Source organism: Peteryoungia ipomoeae (assembly GCF_004912165.1).
Lineage (GTDB): Bacteria > Pseudomonadota > Alphaproteobacteria > Rhizobiales > Rhizobiaceae > Allorhizobium > Allorhizobium ipomoeae.
In genome coordinates this window covers 451,905-471,855 of the sequence record NZ_STGV01000001.1, presented here as the reverse complement: position 1 = coordinate 471,855, position 19,951 = coordinate 451,905, and the positions used below count along the sequence as shown (strand labels likewise).

Sequence of the window (19,951 nt, the reverse complement as noted above, 5' to 3'; positions counted from 1 at the left end):
AGACCTGCCCGAGGTCTCCGACCGGCCGTGGCTAGGCACTCGCGCCGCCGCTTGCGCTGACGATATCGGAATATGTCAGGACGACGCCGTTGATGGCGCCGAGCTTTGCCTTGAGCGGCGCATAACGGCCTTTCAGCTCAATCAGTGAACCATCCAGACGACGAAACGAACTCGTCAACTCGCCGCTTGCCCCGGACAAAGCACGCTCCAGGGTGGCGCGCATCTGGGTCTCGTTGTCCTCGACCAGACAGCATTCGAACACGCTGCGACCAATCAGATCCATTTCGCGCATGTCAAGCATGGCCGCCATCGCAGGATTGGCGAAAACATAACGGTAATCGCGGGTTACGACGGCAACCCGGTCAGGCATGTTATCGAGGATGACCTCGTTCAGATGCTCGTCTTCCGCAAGATCAGCGACGACGTCACGCGCGGAAGCAGGAGCAACCTCCACAGGCGCCTGCGACAGGTGACCGCCGAAATAGCGCTCCACCAGGATCGCCAGCATCGAGGCATGACGCAGGACACAAGAACGATCATCTGCATCTTCGCGCAGCAGGCGCGTCAACAGGCTGAGCTGGAGGTAAATCTGATCGGGATCACTGGCCTTGTGGTTGACCATTTCGGTGATCAATGGATGGATTTCACGATCCAGCGCCGAAACCAGCGCGTCGTCACCATCATGCACAGCCAGCTGCAACGCCCTGTTTTTCGAAGAAACTTCCTCGAACAGGTAAAGCAGATTGGCATTTTGGGTATTGCCCGACATATGCACCTCACAAGACTTGGGTGTGATCGAGAAATTGACCCAATCACAATTACACCCAATATCGGCGTAACATGAGGTGACATCACATTCAACGCTGCGCACGCTTTTCGAGCATCCAGCCCAAAAAATACCCGGGCGGCCGTGATGGCGCGTCCGGGTATAAGTCATTGTTAAAGTAGAGCTATCTTTAGATAGTGTGTTTTATATTCCAGCGGTCATGATACCACAGCCACTGCTCGGGATACGAGCGAACCCAGGCCTCGACCTTGTCATTCAGCAGCTGCGATGCCGCATTGACGTCGATCTGACCCTTGGCATTGCGTGGCAACTCAATGCGAGATTCGATTTCCAGCCTGTAGCGATTGCCGGGAAGACGGATGCAACGCGCCGGATAAACCTCGCATTCGAATTGTCGGGCCAATTTGGCAAGCAGCGGATTGGTCCGGACTGGTTGACCGAAGAACTGCGTCTCGACGCCTTTTCCGAATTTCTGGTCCACCAGCACACCCACGCCGCCGCCCTTTTCAAGCTGGCGAGCGAGAGCGAAGGACGAACCGGCATGCGAAGGAACAAGATCACCCATTCGCTTGCGTCGGAAGTTGAAGACCTTTTCGGCAACATACGGATTGTTCGGCGGCCGGAAGAGTACCGTGACGAAAAGGCCGAAGGCCGCACCCGCAACCGGTAGAAGCTCAAAATTCGCAGTATGGCCTGTGAACACGATGAAGGGACGAGGATTGTCGCGCAGATCGAGAAACTGCTCGACACCTGAGACCTCTACCCTGCCCTCGCCCGGCTTGTCCGGATCGAAATCGAAGAGACGGTCGAGGAAGACATATTCGGCCACGAGCCGGCCCATATGGCCCCAGCTTGCAAGCGCAATCTCGTCCCGTTCGGCGTCCGACTTCTCGGGAAAGGCGTTGCGCAGGTTCACCTGCATCAGCCTGTGACGTTTCGTCTTCGGCCCGATCCAGCGCATCAAGCGATCGGCGAAGTTGATCGCGGCATCGGCTGGCAGGATCTTCAGGACCGTGAGGAAGCCGAAAGCCGCCTGCGCGACCAGCCAGTGGTAGAGATTCCTCAGCGCCAGCACGATGCGGGTGATCACCATCTGCACGGGCGTCAGTCCATCTTGAGGACGATCTTGCCGAAGATCTGCCGCCCTTCCATGCGCTCGAGCGCCCGATCGATGTCTTCCAGGCCGACTTCGGTGTCGATGACGGGATGCACGATGCCACGCGCCATCTTCTGCATGGCATTGGCCATGTTTTCCATACGGCAGCCAAAGGAGCCAAGCAGCTTCAGCTGCTGCTGGAACAGCATCATCAGGTTGATGTCGGTCGACACACCCGAGGTCGAGCCGCAGGTGACCAGACGGCCGCCGCGCTTCATGCAGAGCATGGAACCGGCCCAGGTGTCCTTGCCGACATGTTCGAAGACGACATCGACGCCCTTTTTCTTGGTCAGCTTGCGCACAACGCCCTCGAAGCGGTCGGTCCGGTAATTGATGACGTGATCAGCACCCAGCGCCTTGGCCTTTTCGATCTTGTCGTCGGAGCCGACTGTGGTGATGACGGTGCAGCCGATCTTCTTGGCAAGCTGGATCGCGGCCGTGCCGATGCCGGAGCCGCCGGCATGGACGAGGATGGTTTCACCAGGTTCCAGCTTGGCATTGTCGAAAAGCATATGCTCGACCGTGCCGAAGGTGACCGGTGCGAGCGCGGCGGCAACCGCATCGATGCCCGGAGGGGCCGGAACCAGCTGACGGGCCGGAATGTTCATCTTTTCCTGGGCAAAGCCATCCAGATGGAAGCCGTGCACGCCGCCGACATGTTCGCAAAGATTGTCGCGACCCTCACGGCAGGGCTTGCAGCGACCACAGATGCGCGCGCCGTAAACAGAAACGAGATCGCCCGGCAGGACATTCGAAACACCCGGGCCGATGGCTTCAACCACGCCCGCAGCTTCCGCACCGATGGTGAGCGGCATCTTGCGCTTGGCAAACGCCATGCCGCGCCAGCCCCAGACATCGATATGGTTCAGCGCCACGGCCTTGACCCGCAGCGTCACTTCACCGGGACCTGGAGCCTCCGGCTCCGGCAAATCGACGATCTCAAGCTTGCGGTCTTCGACGAGCTGCAATGCGCGCATGACAGGTTCCTTAACTGGGCTTCGTGGCACTTGGGGCGTCGTCACGCTTCCGTCTTACCCGGAGTTTCCCGGGTCTCTGCCGAGCCTATTATTATTGCGACGTGCGTCATCCTCTGCCAGCAGCTTGAGGATGACGTCCCGATTGGATGGCTGAGGCCTTAGACCGGTTCCCGCGTCATGACAAGGCTGGCATTCTGCCCGCCAAAGCCGAAGGAGTTGGAGAGAACGGCCGAAACCGACACCTCCCGCTTCACATTCGGCACGACGTCCAGGACGATCGACGGATCAGGGTTGGTGTAGTTGATCGTCGGCGGCACTGTCCCGGTCAGCATGGTCTGGATCGAGAACACGGCCTCCACCGCACCGGCAGCCGTCAGCGTATGGCCGATCATCGACTTGTTCGACGAGCAGGGAATGCCATCCTTCAGCCGGTCACCGAAGACCGAAAGCATGGCGCCATATTCCATCTTGTCGTTTTCCGGAGTCGATGTGCCATGGGCATTGATATAACCAATGGCATCTTCGCCGAGACCGGCATCGGCAAGGGCGGCCTTGATCGTCGCAATGGCAGGACCGCCATCCGGGGAAGACCGCGTACGGTGAAAATGATCAGCCTTTTCGCCGCAGCCCTTGATCACGCCAAGCACCTTGGCGCCACGCGCAACGGCTGACTCCAGCGATTCCAGCACGAGTGTTGCCGCACCTTCGGCAATGACGAAACCGTCGCGCTCCCTGGAAAACGGCTTGGATGCCTTTTCCGGCGGGTCGTTCTGCGTGGAAAGTGCGGACAGAAGCGAAAAGCGGATCACGGATTCCGGGCTGATCGAACCATCGGTCGCGACCGTCAAGGCGCGGTCCGTCCTGCCCTGGCGAATGGCTTCGACGCCGAGCTGGATCGCGGTTGCACCCGAAGCGCAGGCCGTCGACAGGGTGACCGGCAGGCCGCGCGTTCCAAACTTGTCGGCGAGACGCTCGGAGATAGAGCCGAATTGCACGGCTTCGAGGAAGACCGGGTCCGGCTTTTCGCGCATGGCGGCAAGGAAACGGACATAGGCATCACCCGGCTCGGTGGAGGCCGGCGCCCGCTCGGCAAGCGCGAAGCGGTCATGCCATTCCGGCTCGACAGGCGGGGCTGCGAGAAACAGGGGGCCTGCGAAATCACCGTTGATGCCGGCCTGGGCCAGCGCCTCGATGGTCGTTTCGCGCGCCAGGGCAAAGGAGCGTTCGACGGCATTGTTGGCCGGCACCGCGACAAAATCGACGGTGCCGCCGATGCGTGTCGACATCCCCTCGGTCTCAAACCGCTTGATGTAGTGAATGCCGGACTGACCGGCAGTCAGCCTTGCCCAGTTGTCGGCAAGTCCCTGGCCGAGCGAAGTGATGACGCCCATGCCGGTGACGGCGACGATCGGACGCCCGAGATGATCCTTGAAGCGGGTTTCGGTCATGGATCTTTCCTTGTTCAAACGTCGGCCGACAGGACCGCAAGGCCCTCGCCGCGAATATAGCCGACGGTGGACACGATGGCATGCTTTGCCGGAGAGGCCTGAGCGATCTCGTTCTGAGCATCGAAGGCGGGAACAATTGCGCCGGAATCGATAGCAAGAGCGGCGAGTGCCAAGCCCGCCGGGAACTGCGCCTCAAGCGAGTGACCAATCACGCCGCCATAGCCACGCAAAGGCATTCCGGCGAACCGGTCCTCGAGGGCAGCTTTCTCACGTTGTGTGAGGTCAGCCATGCCGGATGCGCCAGAGAAGACCACAGTATCGGCGGCAGACAGTGCGCCCGCTTCCGGTGCGATCCGATTGAGGCGTTGCTCCAACCCGCCGCCATCACGGTTTCCGCGGTCGCCTTCGACCGCATCAAGCACGGCGTAGATATGCGCCCCACGGGCTTCGGCGTGCTCGCGCGATTCCAAAACGAGGAAGGCTCCGACGGTTCCCAAGATCATGCCGCCACCGGACGAGCCATCACGGGACCAGAGGGGCTGGAACGCATCCGTCTGGTGGGCACGAATGCCCTCGACCAGGAGAAGGATATCCGAACGCTCGGCGATAAAGGCGCCACCGACCAGCGTGTGCGTCGACTGGCCGGCCTTGATGCGGGCAAAGGCTGTTTCAATGGCGGAAATGCCGGCCGATTCCTCACCCATGAAGGTGCGCGAAGATCCGGTGACCTTGTGGACAATCGAGATATTGCCGGCGAGCAGGTTCGAAAGTTGGGCGAGGAACAGCGTCGGGCGCAGTTCCGTCTTCAGCTTTTCGATCAGCAGACGTTCACGATCATTGCGCGTCAGGGCCTCGTCGACGATCAGGCTATCGACCGCGATATCACGTTCACCACCCCCGGCCGCCACGATCAGGTCCATGGAGCCGCAGGCATCCATGTCGTCCTTCATCTTGGCATCATCGAGCGCAAGACCGGCGGCAAAGACGCCGAGGCGCTGCCAGTTTTCCATCTGGCGCTGATCCTTGCGACCAACCTGCTCGGACCAGTCGATCTCGGGCAAGGGATGCACGATATAGGGCTTGAACTTGTCGGTTTCGAGCACCGGTTCCGGTGCGGCAGGTCCCGAGAGCAACGCAATATGCGGCTCCTTGCCTGTTCCGTGGCAGGTGACAATACCGATACCGGTAATCACCACATCATTCGGCTGTTTGACCATAAGCAATCCTCTCGCCGGCAGCCCTGCCGACGTCAAAAGCGGGTTTTCCCGAATAAGCCCCCAAGGTCAAGAGCAGATCGCACACTGGCGATCTGCACAAAGCTCAGGCTCCGGCAGCCATTGCCGCAAGAAGCCCGATTTCTTCGGCACGTTTGCGCACGATCGGCGCGAGCGGCACTTCGGAGAACGGCATGGTGCGAAGCTTCAGCTGTGCATCGCAGACCTTCTTGCCGCCACTGGTGATCCGCGCCTTGGTGACGGCAAAGCCCGAACCGTCGTGCTCCAGCTCCGCCTCGATATCGAGCACGGCACCGGGCTCGACGAAGGTGCGCATCTTTGCACCATCCACCGACATCAGGAAGGGCATGGCGTCGAAGTCCTTGACCGCAAGCAGCAGCATGCCGGAGGCCTGCGCCATGGTCTCGATCAAGAGAACGCCGGGTACGAGCGGCATGCCGGGAAAATGCCCTTCAAAAACAGGGCTTTCCATCGGAACGGTCGAGGTGGCCTTCAAACGACCAAGGCCGAGATCCACGCTCTCGACCTTGTCAATCATCTGGAAATATTCAAGCAGCATACGGTGTCTCCGCCGCGTGGCGGATCAGCCCTTGGCGGCCTTGAGTTCGTCGATCTTGGCGCAGAGGTTCTTCAAGACGAAGTATTCCTCGGTCGAAACCTTGCCTTCGTTGACTTCCTGCGTCCACTGCTCAAGCGGGATCTTGATGCCGAATTCCTTGTCGATCGCAAAGACGATGTCGAGGAAGTCGAGGCTGTCGATGCCAAGATCATCAATGGTGTGGCTTTCCGGCGTAATCGTCTCGCGGTCGATTTCGCTGGTTTCAGCAATGATGTCGGCAACTTTGTCAAATGTAGCGGTCACGCTCGGTACCTCATAAGTCTCGAATTCTGTGTTCCACATAAGGAAAACACGCAGAAATGCCAATGGCCGTTTTTCGCAACTGCATCATTTGCCCCTTTGGTGTTGCTTAAACAGCAACCGAGTGGCGGCCTTTACCATTGCCGAGATAGTCATCGAAGACGGCAGCAATGGTGCGGGCAAAGGGGCGACCGAGCTCCGTGACGACAAAATTGCCGTCGATAAACTCACAGATGCCGTCACTATTGCTTGCGGCAAACTGTCGGGCCTCTTCGATGACAGCGCCAATGCCGGCGGGAAACTCCTGGCGAAGCGCGTCGAAATTGAGGCGGAACCGACACATGATCTCCTCGATCACGCGACGGCGCATCCGGTCGTTCTCACTCACGGCGATGCCGCGGACAGCCGCCAGCCCACCCTGATCGACCATGCGTTGATATTCACCGGTTGCCGGCATGTTCTGCACATAGCCTTGCGGCAACTGACCAATCGAGGATGCGCCAAGGCCAATCAGGGCATCGGCATCATCGACCGTATATCCCTGGAAATTGCGGCGCAGCTGCCCTGTCCGCGCCGCAACGGCCATGCTGTCGCCCGGAAGAGCGAAATGATCGATGCCGACCGCCTCGTAGCCGGCCGCAATCAGCCTCTCCGCCGCAAAGGTCATCTGGTCGAAGCGCTCCTGAAGTCCTGGCAATGCCGCCTCGGGGATCATCGTCTGGTGCTTCTTCATCCATGGCACGTGCGCATAACCGAAGAGCGCGATCCGGTCGGGCTTAAGAGAGAGGATGGCATCGACGGTCTCGGCCAGCGTTGCCTCGGTCTGATACGGCAGGCCATAAAGAATATCGCAATTCACCGAGCTGACACCACGCGCCCGCACGGCATCCACCACCGACTTTGTCTGCTCGAAGGTCTGAATGCGGTTGATCGCCTTCTGCACCTCAGGGTGGAAATCCTGCACGCCAAGGCTGGCACGCGTCATGCCGATCCGGGCCAGCGCATCGTAGCGCGGTTCATCAAGATCATTCGGATCCATCTCGACGCTGACCTCAACATCCGCAGCGAAGCGAAAGGCAGCCCTCAGCGCCCGTATGAGGTCGACCATATCTTCGGGCTTCAGCATGGTGGGCGATCCACCGCCGAAATGAACAGCCGAGACCTCGACGCCGGGCGCGATTTTCGCCCCGACCGCAACGATCTCTTTTTTCAGCGATTCCAGATAGTTGGCAATAGGTTCGTACTTCAGCGTATGCTTGGTATGACAGGCGCAGAACCAGCAGAGACGGTCGCAATAGGGAATGTGCAGATAGAGTGAGAGCTTCTGCCCCTCCCCCAAGGCCCCGAGCCACTGCGCATAAATGCCGCAGTCCACGCCCTCGTGGAAGTGTGGCGCCGTCGGATAACTCGTATAGCGTGGCACCGCACCGGAATACTTGGCGAGAAGTGTATTTTGCATGATGAGCGGCGTCCAGAATTGATTGAATTGCGACCCATGATAGCGTTCCCCATCGCATTCGCCTTTGACTTCGATCAATTCGATGATAGGCTTATAAACAAGACCAGCCATTTCAAATCAGCAATTTTCGTGCAATCGATTGGCGGATGTGCGTGCCGTTTGAGCCGCCGAGCAACGGGATAGCGACAATGGATACCTATCGCAAACCACAGCCCGAAGCAGAGGCTCCGGTGGTCTGCCGCTCCTGCGAGGCACGCCATGGCGGCCTGTGTTCAGCCCTCACCGCAAGCCAGCTTATCGAACTCAACAAGCACTCCTTCCGCAAGCAGATCGGGTGCGGCAATGAGGTGATTGGCCAGGGTGAAAGCGTCGGCACCTACAGCAACATCTTGAAAGGCGTGATCAAGCTGTCGAAGATGATGGCGGATGGCCGCCAGCAGATCGTCGGCCTGCAATTCGCGCCGGATTTCCTTGGTCGCCCGTTCCAGAGCGAGAGCACGATGACGGCTGAGGCCGCGACAGACATGGAGATCTGCTGCTTCCCCCGCAACGTTGTCGACCGCATGCTCAACGAGGTACCGGAATTCGAGCGGCGACTGCACAGCCAGTCGCTGAAAGAGCTGGATGAGGCGCGGGACTGGATGTTGACCCTGGGCCGCAAGACCGCCCAGGAGAAGGTTGCGAGTTTCCTCTACCTGATCGCGACGCATATCGACCCGGAAGAGGGTGACCAGCAGAACTTCGACCTGCCCCTGTCACGCGCTGACATCGCTGACTTCCTCGGCCTCACCATCGAGACGGTAAGCCGCCAGATGACGAAGCTGCGCAAGGAAGGCGTGATCACCATCGAAAACAACCGTCATGTCTCCGTGTCCCGCTTGGAGCAACTGCGCCAGGCAGCGGGCATCGATTCGGACTGGTAGAGCGGCAGTCAGCTTTAGCGAAACGAATCAGATCGTCACCGCGACGATGACAACAAGCGTAAACATTGACGCCCAGGCAGCATGAAAAATGCTGACGGCCCGCTCAATGTCAGCCGTCGTCGCCTCTGCCCTGCCCGCTGCATGCATCATCGGTTCACTGACCCTCTCGCCCGCGTAGATCCGCGGTCCGGCGAGTTGAAGGTCGAGCGCGCCGGCCATGGCCGCCTCTGGCCATCCCGAATTGGGAGAGCGGTGCAAACCGTGATCGCGCAAGGCCGCCGACAGCGACATCCGGGCCGCCGATCGGCCTATGCTGACCAGTGCCCCGGCGGCGATCAAGAGAGCCGAGAGCCGGGCTGCGGGCCAATTGGCGACATCATCCAGGCGCGCTGCCGCCCAGCCGAAGGCGCGGTAGCGATCACTCTTGTGACCGATCATCGAATCCGCCGTGTTCAACATCTTGTAAGCGAGCAGACCCGGCAGGCCGCCGACGGCATACCAGAAGGCCGGCGCAACGACGCCATCGGCAAAATTTTCCGCCAGACTTTCGATTGCAGCCCGCACCACGCCCGACCCGTTCAAGGCGGCGGGATCACGCCCGACAATCTTCGAGACCGCCCGACGACCAGCATCGAGCCCCTCGCTGCTGAGCGCGCGATAGACCGCCATCACGTGGTCCGCCAGACTTTTGTGGGCAAGGAAGATCGCGACGACGATGGCCTCGAGACAGAACCCCAGAAGGCCGAGTTCGCGCAACAGAACCTTTATGGCAAAGCCTGTGACGGCCGCCAGGCAAAGCAAGCCAATTGCAGTGACAACACCATTGCGCCGCCGCGCCGCGAAACTGAGGCTTTCCCGATTGAGGCGTCTCTCACAGATCTCGATCGCCTTGCCGAAGAAGACGACGGGATGAGGCCACCGCCTCCACAGCCAGTCGGGATCACCGACTACACGGTCCATCGCAAGGCCAAGGGCGAGAATGGCAAGGGTGGTCATGCGTCACCGGACATAGGTTGAAAGCGCTGCGGCCAGACGATCGTCGGCATCTGCATCCGGCGCAAGGCCGATGCGCAACCATGTATCGCAGTAGTCAAATTTTCTTGTGAGGATATGGTTTACACACAGATGCTCATGCAATCTCTGAGCGTCAGGAAGCGTCACGAGAGTGAACAAACCCGCTGCCCCACGCACTTCAAGACCTGCTGATAAAACGACCCTTGCAAGCGCTTCCGACCGGACCCGGATTGCGGCGCGAAGCTGTTCTGGATCCCGCGTCATCAGATGGCTTGCGTAATACAGCGCAGGCCCGGAGACAGACCATGGCCCCAACCAATCGGAAAATGCCGCTACCACATCATCGCGGGCAATGACGAAGCCGAGGCGTATGCCGGCCATGCCGAAGAACTTCCCGAAGGACCTCAGGACAATGAGATTGGCGCGCTCGCTCGCCGCAAGGCTGATCTCTGGGGAAAGATCGGCAAAGGCTTCGTCGACGACAAGTAGTCCGCCCCAGCCATCAAGCCGAGCCGCAACGGCTTTCAGGTCGTCGGGCGCATAGACACGTCCGGTCGGGTTGTTGGGATTGACCACGACCACGAGTCCATGGCGGTCGCAGACCTCATCGAGATCTGCAATGAGGTCCACAGCAAGCCCAGCGGCGCGCAAGCAGCGCTCGTATTCGCCATAGGTCGGGGCGAGGATCGCGACGGACCGCGCGGTCTTCACAAGCCGCGGCAGCAGCTGGATGACCGATTGCGTGCCGGGAACTGGCAAAGGCAAGCGCGCACCGCTTTGGTAGAAACGGCGGGCCGCAACACGCACGGCCTCCTCCAGTTCGCTATCCGGCAGCCGCTGCAGGACCCGGATCGGAAGCGTCGGGAGATCCGGTGCGTGGGGGTTGATGCCGGTTGACAAGTCAAGCCAGTCGGCGGGCGCTCCGCCATAGACAGAAGCCGCCGCAGCAAGACCGCCACCGTGAACGATACGTCCGGCCATTCAGGCCTCCACCCTGTCAATGAGATGCATGTAGGAACCGAAGACCGAGCCGCGCCGCAAGCCGCACGTCCCCAGGCTTTGGTCGAGCGCATCATGCGCATCGAAAAGCCGATCCGCCTCGCCTTCATAGATCGCCGAGGAATAGTGGAATTCGTGGCCTCGAAATGATCCCGTCAGGATATCACCCGCAAGCGAGCGGAGCTTGCGGTAACCGAGATGGCGTTTGCGCATCTCGAAGCTGGTAACCAAAGGTAAAAGGCCAGCCATGCGGTGGCGTGTACCCTGTGCATCCACCAGACCTTCTCCCAGCACCATGTAACCACCGCATTCGCCGTAAATCGGCACACAACGTGCAGCGGCAGCGGTCAGGGATTGTCGAAATCCTTCGGCAGCCGCCAGGCGTTCGGCATGAAGTTCGGGATAGCCTCCGGGCAGGAAGATCGCATCGGCCGTATCGTCTGGCGCTTCATCAGCGAACGGCGAGAAGAAACGGATCTCTGCCCCTTGCGTTTGCCAGCCACGCAGGAGATGCGGATAGGCGAAAGCGAAGGCGACATCGTGTGCCACGGCAATCCGCTGACCGAGCGGTGGCAGGGGCTTGGCGCTGGCGAGCGCGGGCTTTGCACCGTTTGCAAGATGGCGCAACGCCTCCAGATCCACGCCAGCCGTCACAGCATCCGCGGCACGCTCGATGAAGGCGTCGAGGGCGACATGTTCGCCGGCTTGCACAAGACCGAGATGGCGCTCGGGCAGGACAAGAGCGGGATCAGTCTTGATCACGCCGACGACAGGAATGCCAAGCGGCTGCAGCGCCTGACGCAGCATATGCTCGTGCCGATCGCTGCCGACCTTGTTCAGGAGAATGCCGGCAATCCTGACACCGGGCCGGAATCCGGCGAAACCGCTGACGACAGCGGCAATCGAATGCGACGTCTTTGCGCAATCCAGCACCAAGAGGACCGACAAATCGAGAAGCTGGGCGAGATCGGCCGCACTGCCGCTGCCATCGGCGGCGCCATCGAAAAGCCCCATCATCGCCTCGACGACCACAAGGTTTTCCCTTTGCAGCTCTTCGGCGAGCGCGCCGAGCAAGCCGGGACGCATGGCCCAGGGATCGAGATTGCAGCAGAGCTTCCCGGAGGCCGCCGCATGGAAAGCGGGGTCGATGAAATCCGGCCCGGCTTTGGCGGGCGAAACGGCGATACCGCTGCGTTTGAACGCTCTGAGCAGGCCCAGCGTGACGACGGTCTTGCCAGAGCCCGAGGCCGGCGCCGCAATCATCAGGCCTGTCATGCGCTATGTTTCCTGCCTTCGGCAAAAGGGTCCGGCAGAAGCTTTCGTCCCTCGAGAGCACCAAGCCAGTCGAGCGAAGCGCGAAGCCGGACGACCTCACCGACAACGACGATGGCAGGCGGCTCGATACCGGAAGCGAGCATATCGGCCTCGGCACGGCCGAGCGTCGTTTCCATGACGCTCTGTTCGGAGGTCGCCGCATTGCAGACAAAGGCGACGGGCTCGTCGGCGCGGCGACCGGCGGCGATCAGATTGCCAGCGATCTGGCCGATATGTTTCATCGCCATATACATGACGATGACAGGCGATCCTCGACCAATCGCATCCCAGTCGATTCGATCCGGCACAACGCCGGCAGAATCGTGCCCGGTGAGGAAGGTAACGGCGTGATTGACCTCGCGATGGGTCACCGGAATACCGGCATAGGCAAGACCGCCAATGCCGGCAGTCACGCCCGGCACAATACGGAAAGGCACGCCATGTTCGATCAGTGTCATGGCCTCCTCGCCGCCACGCCCGAAGACGAAGGGATCGCCACCCTTCAGGCGTAGAACCCGGTGGCCTGATCTCGCCAGTTCCACAAGCCGCAAGGAAATGTCGCGCTGTTTGGCAGACGGTTTGCCGCCGCGCTTGCCGGCATATTCCAGCATGGCATCGGCGCGCGCGAGCTTCAGGCATTCTTCGTTGACCAGCGCGTCATGCACGATGACATCCGCCTCGCTCAGCGCCTTGGCCGCAAGGAGGGTCAAAAGCCCGGGATCGCCAGGACCAGCACCTGCCAACCAGACATGGCCGGGCTGGATCGCCGGAAGCGCCGCAGGCAGGGCAAGGCGTGACTGTTCATCCATGCTCATGCTGTAGGACCCTCCCGCGGAAAATGCAATTGTCGCGCATCAAACATGCGCACGAGCCGGCTTCCGCGATCCTCCGTGCTCGCCTATAAGCATGCCATGCGCGACGTTGAAAATCCTGATAGCAAAACGGGACAGCCCGAACGGATCGACAAGCCGGAAGGGGCCCCCTTACGGAAAGGCTGGACGACCGGTGCCTGTGCAACCGCGGCAACAAAAGCGGCACTATCGGCTCTTTTCACCGGGGACTTCCCCGATCCCGTCAGCATCACCCTGCCACGCGGTGAAACACCGGCTTTTGCGCTCGCACACCACGACCTGGGCGGCGACTTTGCCACAGCCGGGATCGTCAAGGATGCCGGCGACGATCCCGACGTGACCCATGGCGCGACAGTCGTCTCAACGGTCCGCCGCGGCCCGCCCGGCAGCGGCCTTGTCTTCAGGGCGGGAGATGGTGTCGGCACCGTCACCCGCGCCGGACTGCCGATCGGCGTTGGCGAGCCGGCCATCAATCCCGTTCCCCGCCAGATGATGCGCGACGTCGTGGAGACTGTCTGTCACGCTTCCGGCGTCAGCCCCGATATCGAGGTCACCATTTCCGTACCCGGTGGCGCTGCGCTCGCAGCGCAGACCTGGAATCCGCGGCTTGGCATTGTCGGGGGGCTGTCGATTCTCGGCACGACCGGCATTGTCAATCCATTCTCCTGTGCGGCCTGGATCCATTCCATCCACCGAGGGATCGACGTGGCACGAGCGGCGGGTCTGACGCATGTGCTTGGCGCCACTGGATCGACCTCGGAAAAGGCAGCCCAGGCCCTTTATGACCTGCCCGAGATTGCCCTTCTCGACATGGGCGATTTTGCCGGCGGCCTGCTCAAATATCTGCGTCAGCACCCCGTAGCGCGCCTGACCATCGCCGGCGGCTTTGCCAAGCTGACCAAACTGGCGCAGGGTGCGCTCGATCTCCATTCGTCCCGCAGTCAGGTGGATTTGGGCTTTCTGGCAGACTTGCCAGTGTGCAGGGAGTTGGAGGAGCCTGTCCTGAACTTAATCCGAAGCTCGAACACATCACTGGAAGCCTTTTCAATTGCTCGCGAAAATGGCGTAAACCTTGCCCCCTCCGTCGCACGTGAGGCCTTGCGGATCGTTCGCGAGATCCTGCGAGACGCGCCCATCACGGTCGACATTGTCATCACCGATCGCGCCGGGAAGATCATTGCTCATGAGCACTGACGCCGGGCAGAAGCGCATCCTGATCCTCGGCGGCACGGCCCAGGCGCTCAACATCGCCAGAGACGAGATCGCCAAGGGCAACGACGTCATCACCGCGCTTGCCGGTCGGACAGAGGCGCCAACCCTGCCGCCTGGACGCCATCGGATCGGGGGCTTCGGCGGTGCGAAGGGGCTGGCCCGCTATCTGAAAGAGGAAGGCATCGACCTCCTCATCGACGCCACGCATCCCTTTGCGAAGACGATCAGCGAGAATGCGGTGCTGGCGGCACAGCAATCCGGCATTCCTCTCAAGACGGTTACGCGCGCGCCCTGGCAGGCCGAACAGGGCGAAACCTGGCTTAAGGTGGCCGACGAGGCAGCAGCGGCGGCGCTCTTGCCCGCCGGGGCACGCGCCTTCCTGGCGCTTGGCCGGCAGCATGTGGCCCTGTTCCGCTCTCGAGAGGATTGCCATTTCATTCTGCGCGTCGTCGATCCACCGATCGAGCCATCCACAGATAGCCGCTGGCAATGGGTGATTGGCAAACCCGCACAGGCCGCGGACACCGAAAAGGCCCTTTTCGAGGCCCACGGCATAACACATCTCGTTTGCCGCAATTCCGGTGGAACAGCCGGTTATGCCAAGCTTGAGGCTGCACGCATGCTGTCACTACCCGTGGTCATGATCGAGCGCCCCTTAAGCAATTCCAGCCGAAGCGGGACCGCTTCGGTGTCGGACAATGCGGCAAAATCAAAAAGATAGAGCATATCAGGTGAACCTGTATTCACCGGAAATGCTCTAGGCCGGCGCTCATCAACGGAATTCGAACACCTGGCGGAAAACGCCTGGTGCAATGATCGACAAGGGATTGATCACAAGATTGGGCTTGGCGGTGGGGCCTGTCAGCTTGAACGTGATTCCGAGCAGACCACGATCGCGCCCATTGCCGAGAATGAGGCCGATGACCGGCAGCTCTCCAAACAAGCGATTCAAGCCATAGGCCGGCATGAAGGTACCGGTCAGGTCAATCCGCCCCTTGGGATCGCGAATGATCCCCTGGAAGCTTGCGCCGACCTGCTCGCCGCGCACAATCCCGTTTTCCACGCTGAGGGAACCATCAACGACGGCGAGCCTGGCAAAGGCTCGCTGGAAGCGTGCCGAGCGCACATCGATATCGCGTTTAACCGCCGTATTCAGGCTCTGGCCATTCGCACCGGCGGGCGTTGAGACGATGGATTGAAGGCGCTCTTCATTGTCGACACTGAAATTGCGCATGTCGAAGCCGCCGGCCCAGGCGCCCTCTCTCACTTCGGTCATCTTGAGATTTGCAAGACCACCCGAGAGCCTGTTGTAGACGTCGATGAACCGAACCACAGCACCGGCATCGCTGCTGGTCATCGTCAGTTGCCGCTTTTCATCCTCGGTGCGCAATTTGGCGACCAGCGCCTGCCCACGACCAGTGACGCCTGAGAAATCCAGAAGCGAAATGCGGCTTCCCTTGCCGCTATAGATCAGGGAAGCCCCCGACAGCACCTCGCCACCGAAGCCGATGACCCTGTCGAGCTGCGCCTCAAGACGCAACGCCGTCGAAGACCCCTTCTTGCCCCCGGAGGGCGATGGGGTCTTCAGGCTTGAGATCAGGGAGCGCGCATCGAACGAGGCGCCGGTGGCCGTTACATTGTAGCGCCCCTTCTGCTGACTGATCTTGATGGCGACATCGTCTTCCGGACTGAGGCGGACCCGGCCGAAATTGGCCGACTGCAGCCCGTCCTTGTTGAGTACGAGGTCGCCCTTGATGCCAAAACCTTCACCGTCTAGTTCGAACTTGTCGATCCGCTGGGTCCCGTCGACAGAACTGAGTTCGAAGGTCGCCTTCGCACCGATGCTCTGCCCCTTGGACCAGCCAACCCAGGGAAAGGTCAGATTTGCATTGCGCAGATCGACGCTGACGGCCTGTTTTTGATCGTCCAGCCGCGTCAGCTCGACGGCAATCGGACCCTCGATCAGGTCCCCGATGCCTGGCACCAGTTTTTCGCGGGCCGCATTGTCGAGCTTCGCCGAGACGACACGCTCGCTTTTGACGCCGGCCTCCTTATCGACGGGTTCCACCATCCGGATGTTCATCGGCACATCCGCCACCTTGGCCTCGCCCTCAATGCGCGCAAGCGCCGGATCGACATCGATCTTGCCGTTGAAGGCACGAACCTCGCGTCCGTCAAAGGGCTTCAGGATATCGACATTCTCCAGTGCTGCGGCTGCAGTCCATACCGGTGGCGGCGGCGATTGATCGGCGATGAGGCCTAGACGAAGTTTGACGTTTCCAGTGACCTTGCCGGCAAAATCGTCAACCTTGAAGCCCGTGCGCTGCAGGGCGCCAATCGGGCGGAAGGAAATCAGCTCGGCAACGGAATCCGCACTCCCGGCCAGATTGAGGTCCATGTCGGCCATCAGCGGCTTGTCATAGGCATTGGCGATCGCGAATGCACTGTTCTCCAGAAGGACGGTTCGGCCCGACGGGAAATAGGAGCCGGCAGAGCGGACAGCGACATCGATCTTGCCGCCCGACATATCAAAGCGTCCGTAGACATCGCGCAGCGGTGCGATCTCGCCCGTGACGTTGATGCGAGCGTCCTCAACGTCAAACCCGATCTTCAATTCGTTTTCGTCGAGACGCACAGGCTGCGGATCGATGCTGAGGCGATTCTGCGGAATGAAGACATCGACCGTGCCCCTGGGAACGCGACCACCGAAAAGATTGCCCAACACCCATTTGCGCGGCTTGTCGGCAATCCAGTAGGGCCAAAGCTGTTTGACAACGGTCGTCTCAATTTCCTCGAAGACCGCGTTGAAGCGCACTTCCGGACCAGTGCCGCCGAAGCGCATGGCAAGCTTGCCCTTCATCCCGCCACCGGGGGCCGAGACATCCAGCTGATCGAGCTGCAGCCGCTTGTCGGCCGGCAGATAGCGGCCATAAGCCTTCATGAAGAACGGAACCGGCGGCTCGTTGGCAGCAGGCACATTGGCGCGGCCCTCGGCAACCACGAGGTCGATGCCGAACCCCTTCGGATAGGACTTGCCCTCAGGCAGACGGTCGAGGTCGATCAGCCCACCGGTGACCGGCAATGTCACCTCGCCCAAGCGTGCCTGCGATTGGGCAAGCTCGATCGTTCGCTTGGAAAAATCGTATTGAAGATTGAGCGTCGCCTCATCCAGCGACTGGTCCTGGCCATCCGAATAGAAGGTTGCATCGCGCACATTGATCGCAAGCCCGAGGGACGGTGGAACGCCCTCGGCTGCGCGCTTGGCGTTCAGCAGAAATTCGGCCGATCCATCGATCCCCTGCCGCGCCTCGCCAACGCTGGAGCGCCGCAGCAGGAAGGGCGTCACGCGGAAATCTTCGATCCGCATGGTCAAGGCTTGCGGCTTGCCATCCACTACAGTGGTCAGGGCCGTCAATTCGGTCTGCTCGCCGTTGACGGAAATGGCGCCGAAGATCGATAGGGCTCCATCCTCAGCACGTTCCAGTGCCACGTCGTCAATACCCAGGACGAGCGGCCGACCGCTGACGCTGGTGGTTGCGATCTCCAGCCCGCCAAGCCTGATTCGATCCAATCCGCCGCGTTCGATGATTCCCTGAATGCGCTCGAGTTCCGCGAATGCCGTTTCAAAACCCACAGGAATTGCATCGATGCGAAATTCGGACATATCCATCGGTTCGCGCGCCGGAAGAAGGCGCGCATCGAGCATGATGCCGTCGCTCGCCACCTCGCGGATCGCGACGCGACCGCCGAGAAGTGCAAAGGGATCGAGGATGATCCGCACGGATTGCGTCAAGGCGATCTGCTGCTGCTTGACCGAATCAAACAGACGAACGTTCTGCGCTTCGACCGCGACTTCGAAACCGTTGGAAAAACGGATCGCGGCAGAGCCGACATCGGCCCTCAGATCGGGACCGACCGCATCGTTCAGCGCTGCCGTTGCCCGGGCGGCAAGCGACGAATCGAGCGCCCCGCTTTCAACGACCGTATAGACCCCGAGAATGACGACGAGCCAAAGACCGACAAAACCAGCCAGAACCCGCACCAAGCGTCGCGCAACCGATCGCTTTGGTGGCGGGCAGTGCACGATGAGGGGGTCTTCGGCCTGTGCAGACGGCAAAGCGTGCAGCGGAACGATATCCCGCTTGCGAAAGCGCAGCTTTTCGCCCCGGATCTCCGACATGTCCTGGTGATTGTCTCCGCTGATCGATGCCGCTATCAAGTCGCTCTGGTCGACCTTCGAGCGGACTATATATCGATAGCGCTTAGATACACGCACAAAACGGGCAAAAGAAAGGTTATCCCATGACTGAAATCTCAATCGGCAAAAGCGCACCGGATTTCACCCTGCCCGCAAACGGCGGCGGCAGCGTAACGCTTTCAGATCTCAAGGGAAAATCGGTTGTCCTATTCTTCTACCCGAAAGACGACACAAGCGGCTGCACGACTGAGGCCAAAGACTTCACAACGCTTGCCGATCAGTTTTCAGCCGCAGGCGTAGCCGTCATCGGCATCTCGCCCGATTCGGTAAAGAGCCACGACAAGTTCGCAGCCAAACACGCTCTCTCCGTTACGCTGGCCTCCGACGAGGAGAAGTCGGTTCTGCAGACCTATGGCGTCTGGAAGGAAAAAAGCATGTACGGCAAAACCTATATGGGCGTGGAGCGTACAACCGTCCTGATCGATGCCTCGGGCAAGATTGCGGCGATATGGCCCAAGGTAAAGGTTCCCGGCCATGCGCAGGCCGTGCTTGAGGCCGCCAAGGTTCTGTGATGGCTGACAGCCCTGTGACCGATCCATCTGAGGTGCACTCGCTCCGTCAGGGCGCGACCCTGGCGATTGCGAGTGCGGATCTCGACCGCAAGACGAGATTGGCCCAGGAAACGGCAAGGCGGTGGCACGACCGCCGGCTGTCGCTGCGATCGCCGCTTGATCCCCCGCTGCCGGACCGTCCCGGGCGACCTGCCAAGCCCGACCTAGTCCCTCCAAAAGCTGTCGAAAAGCGCTCTCTGCATACGCTGCCGGGGCGCATCGCCCTCCTGCACGCACTGGCGCATATTGAACTCAACGCCGTTGATCTTGCCCTCGACATCGTGGCGCGATTCGCGACAGAACCCGTGCCGCAGTCCTTTTTCGACGGCTGGATGAAAGTTGCCTTCGAGGAGGCAAAACATTTCCTTCTCGTTCGCGACCGACTGAGGGCACTCGGCGCCGACTATGGCGACCTGCCGGCGCATGACGGCCTGTGGCAAGCGGCGCATTCCACCCGCAACGACCTGACGGCGCGGCTGGCCGTGGTACCCCTGATCCTGGAGGCCCGCGGACTTGATGTGACACCGGCCTTGCAGGAGAAGATGCGCGAAACCGGCGACCTCGAAAGTGCCGATGTGCTGAAGGTCATCTATGAGGATGAGAAGGGTCATGTCGCGGTGGGAGCCAAATGGTTCCGCTTCCTCTGCGCCCGCGAAAAGCGCGATCCGGCCAAAGCGTTTCAAGATCTGGTCCGGGCAAATTTTCGCGGTCAGCTGAAAGCACCCTTCAACGATATTGCACGCGCTGAAGCCGGCTTGACGCCTTCCTTCTACCGAACGCTTTCTGCCAAGAACTACTCAGCAAACACCAAGTAATTTCCGTCATCTAACCCTTCATTAACCCTAACAGGGACATATTGTGGACCGTGAAACCACACCGGCGACACGAGTCTGTTCGGCAGCAGGGTC

General features: G+C 60.6%; 18 protein-coding genes. 5 read left to right on the top strand and 13 right to left on the bottom strand.

The annotated features are described in order from the left end of the window. Positions 1-31: 31 nt before the first annotated feature. From FAA97_RS02220 to hemN, 8 genes are all read right to left on the bottom strand, one after another. Positions 32-937, bottom strand: coding sequence for a PAS domain-containing protein (locus FAA97_RS02220; protein ID WP_246041316.1), 906 nt, complete (start codon positions 935-937; stop codon positions 32-34). A 19-nt stretch (positions 938-956) separates the two neighbouring features. Beyond that, positions 957-1,886 (bottom strand): lipid A biosynthesis lauroyl acyltransferase, encoded by a 930-nt coding sequence (locus FAA97_RS02215; RefSeq protein WP_136596890.1) that lies wholly within the window; start codon positions 1,884-1,886, stop codon positions 957-959. 5 nt (positions 1,887-1,891) lie between these two features. Next, the gene (locus FAA97_RS02210; protein ID WP_136596889.1) at positions 1,892-2,920 is read right to left on the bottom strand and encodes a zinc-binding dehydrogenase; all 1,029 of its coding nucleotides are present in this window, start codon (positions 2,918-2,920) and stop codon (positions 1,892-1,894) included. A 158-nt stretch (positions 2,921-3,078) separates the two neighbouring features. After that, positions 3,079-4,368, bottom strand: coding sequence for a beta-ketoacyl-ACP synthase (locus FAA97_RS02205; RefSeq protein ID WP_136596888.1), 1,290 nt, complete (start codon positions 4,366-4,368; stop codon positions 3,079-3,081). 14 nt (positions 4,369-4,382) lie between these two features. Beyond that, on the bottom strand, positions 4,383-5,585 hold the full coding sequence (locus FAA97_RS02200; protein WP_136596887.1) for a beta-ketoacyl-ACP synthase: 1,203 nt from the start codon (positions 5,583-5,585) through the stop codon (positions 4,383-4,385). A gap of 103 nt (positions 5,586-5,688) precedes the next feature. Continuing rightward, complete coding sequence (locus tag FAA97_RS02195) at positions 5,689-6,162, bottom strand: 3-hydroxyacyl-ACP dehydratase FabZ family protein (protein ID WP_136596886.1); 474 nt, start codon at positions 6,160-6,162, stop codon at positions 5,689-5,691. 24 nt (positions 6,163-6,186) lie between these two features. Next, a complete protein-coding gene (locus tag FAA97_RS02190) occupies positions 6,187-6,465 on the bottom strand; it encodes an acyl carrier protein (protein WP_007760287.1) in 279 nt (92 codons plus the stop codon). A gap of 106 nt (positions 6,466-6,571) precedes the next feature. Then, positions 6,572-7,921, bottom strand: a complete 1,350-nt coding sequence (hemN, locus tag FAA97_RS02185; RefSeq protein ID WP_136596885.1) for an oxygen-independent coproporphyrinogen III oxidase — start codon at positions 7,919-7,921, stop codon at positions 6,572-6,574. A 188-nt stretch (positions 7,922-8,109) separates the two neighbouring features. On the opposite strand from hemN, the gene FAA97_RS02180 reads away from it, so the two are divergent. Next, complete coding sequence (locus tag FAA97_RS02180) at positions 8,110-8,844, top strand: Crp/Fnr family transcriptional regulator (RefSeq protein WP_136596884.1); 735 nt, start codon at positions 8,110-8,112, stop codon at positions 8,842-8,844. Positions 8,845-8,871: 27 nt separating this feature from the next. Here the strand turns inward: FAA97_RS02180 and cbiB are convergent, their stop codons facing one another. The 4 genes from cbiB to cobA are packed head-to-tail and all read right to left on the bottom strand — an operon-like array spanning position 8,872 to position 12,980. Then, a complete protein-coding gene (gene cbiB / locus FAA97_RS02175) occupies positions 8,872-9,840 on the bottom strand; it encodes an adenosylcobinamide-phosphate synthase CbiB (protein WP_136596883.1) in 969 nt (322 codons plus the stop codon). 3 nt (positions 9,841-9,843) lie between these two features. Then, positions 9,844-10,839: a threonine-phosphate decarboxylase CobD gene (gene cobD / locus FAA97_RS02170; protein WP_136596882.1), complete on the bottom strand. Its 996-nt coding sequence runs from the start codon at positions 10,837-10,839 to the stop codon at positions 9,844-9,846. Next, on the bottom strand, positions 10,840-12,132 hold the full coding sequence (locus FAA97_RS02165; RefSeq protein ID WP_136596881.1) for a cobyrinic acid a,c-diamide synthase CobB: 1,293 nt from the start codon (positions 12,130-12,132) through the stop codon (positions 10,840-10,842). It abuts the gene before it with no gap. Then, a complete protein-coding gene (gene cobA / locus FAA97_RS02160) occupies positions 12,129-12,980 on the bottom strand; it encodes a uroporphyrinogen-III C-methyltransferase (protein WP_425467403.1) in 852 nt (283 codons plus the stop codon). The genes FAA97_RS02165 and cobA overlap by 4 nt, the downstream gene beginning before the upstream one ends. A gap of 102 nt (positions 12,981-13,082) precedes the next feature. Between cobA and FAA97_RS02155 the strand changes: the two genes are divergently transcribed. Both FAA97_RS02155 and FAA97_RS02150 read left to right on the top strand, forming a co-directional pair. After that, positions 13,083-14,216, top strand: a complete 1,134-nt coding sequence (locus tag FAA97_RS02155; protein WP_136596879.1) for a cobalt-precorrin-5B (C(1))-methyltransferase — start codon at positions 13,083-13,085, stop codon at positions 14,214-14,216. After that, the gene (locus FAA97_RS02150) at positions 14,206-14,955 is read left to right on the top strand and encodes a cobalt-precorrin-6A reductase (protein ID WP_136596878.1); all 750 of its coding nucleotides are present in this window, start codon (positions 14,206-14,208) and stop codon (positions 14,953-14,955) included. Before FAA97_RS02155 ends, FAA97_RS02150 begins: the two co-directional genes overlap by 11 nt. A 51-nt stretch (positions 14,956-15,006) precedes the next feature. On the opposite strand, the gene FAA97_RS02145 is transcribed toward FAA97_RS02150, so the two are convergent. After that, positions 15,007-18,414 (bottom strand): hypothetical protein, encoded by a 3,408-nt coding sequence (locus FAA97_RS02145; RefSeq protein WP_136596877.1) that lies wholly within the window; start codon positions 18,412-18,414, stop codon positions 15,007-15,009. Between the two features lie 122 nt (positions 18,415-18,536). Between FAA97_RS02145 and bcp the strand changes: the two genes are divergently transcribed. After that, entirely contained in the window at positions 18,537-19,004 is a 468-nt protein-coding gene (gene bcp, locus FAA97_RS02140) for a thioredoxin-dependent thiol peroxidase (RefSeq protein ID WP_136596876.1), read from the top strand. Then, positions 19,004-19,858, top strand: coding sequence for a ferritin-like domain-containing protein (locus FAA97_RS02135; protein ID WP_136596875.1), 855 nt, complete (start codon positions 19,004-19,006; stop codon positions 19,856-19,858). Before bcp ends, FAA97_RS02135 begins: the two co-directional genes overlap by 1 nt. Positions 19,859-19,951 lie beyond the last annotated feature (93 nt).

Coding starts and splice junctions, on each gene's coding strand:
- cbiB (WP_136596883.1), bottom strand. CDS start 9,840: ATGACCACCCTTGCCATTCTCGCCCTTGGCCTTGCGATGGACCGTGTA.
- FAA97_RS02200 (WP_136596887.1), bottom strand. CDS start 5,585: ATGGTCAAACAGCCGAATGATGTGGTGATTACCGGTATCGGTATTGTC.
- cobD (WP_136596882.1), bottom strand. CDS start 10,839: ATGGCCGGACGTATCGTTCACGGTGGCGGTCTTGCTGCGGCGGCTTCT.
- FAA97_RS02180 (WP_136596884.1), top strand. CDS start 8,110: ATGGATACCTATCGCAAACCACAGCCCGAAGCAGAGGCTCCGGTGGTC.
- FAA97_RS02165 (WP_136596881.1), bottom strand. CDS start 12,132: ATGACAGGCCTGATGATTGCGGCGCCGGCCTCGGGCTCTGGCAAGACC.
- cobA (WP_425467403.1), bottom strand. CDS start 12,980: ATGGATGAACAGTCACGCCTTGCCCTGCCTGCGGCGCTTCCGGCGATC.
- FAA97_RS02145 (WP_136596877.1), bottom strand. CDS start 18,414: ATGTCGGAGATCCGGGGCGAAAAGCTGCGCTTTCGCAAGCGGGATATC.
- FAA97_RS02210 (WP_136596889.1), bottom strand. CDS start 2,920: ATGCGCGCATTGCAGCTCGTCGAAGACCGCAAGCTTGAGATCGTCGAT.
- FAA97_RS02205 (WP_136596888.1), bottom strand. CDS start 4,368: ATGACCGAAACCCGCTTCAAGGATCATCTCGGGCGTCCGATCGTCGCC.
- FAA97_RS02135 (WP_136596875.1), top strand. CDS start 19,004: ATGGCTGACAGCCCTGTGACCGATCCATCTGAGGTGCACTCGCTCCGT.
- FAA97_RS02155 (WP_136596879.1), top strand. CDS start 13,083: ATGCGCGACGTTGAAAATCCTGATAGCAAAACGGGACAGCCCGAACGG.
- FAA97_RS02220 (WP_246041316.1), bottom strand. CDS start 937: ATGACTTATACCCGGACGCGCCATCACGGCCGCCCGGGTATTTTTTGG.
- FAA97_RS02195 (WP_136596886.1), bottom strand. CDS start 6,162: ATGCTGCTTGAATATTTCCAGATGATTGACAAGGTCGAGAGCGTGGAT.
- hemN (WP_136596885.1), bottom strand. CDS start 7,921: ATGCAAAATACACTTCTCGCCAAGTATTCCGGTGCGGTGCCACGCTAT.
- bcp (WP_136596876.1), top strand. CDS start 18,537: ATGACTGAAATCTCAATCGGCAAAAGCGCACCGGATTTCACCCTGCCC.
- FAA97_RS02150 (WP_136596878.1), top strand. CDS start 14,206: ATGAGCACTGACGCCGGGCAGAAGCGCATCCTGATCCTCGGCGGCACG.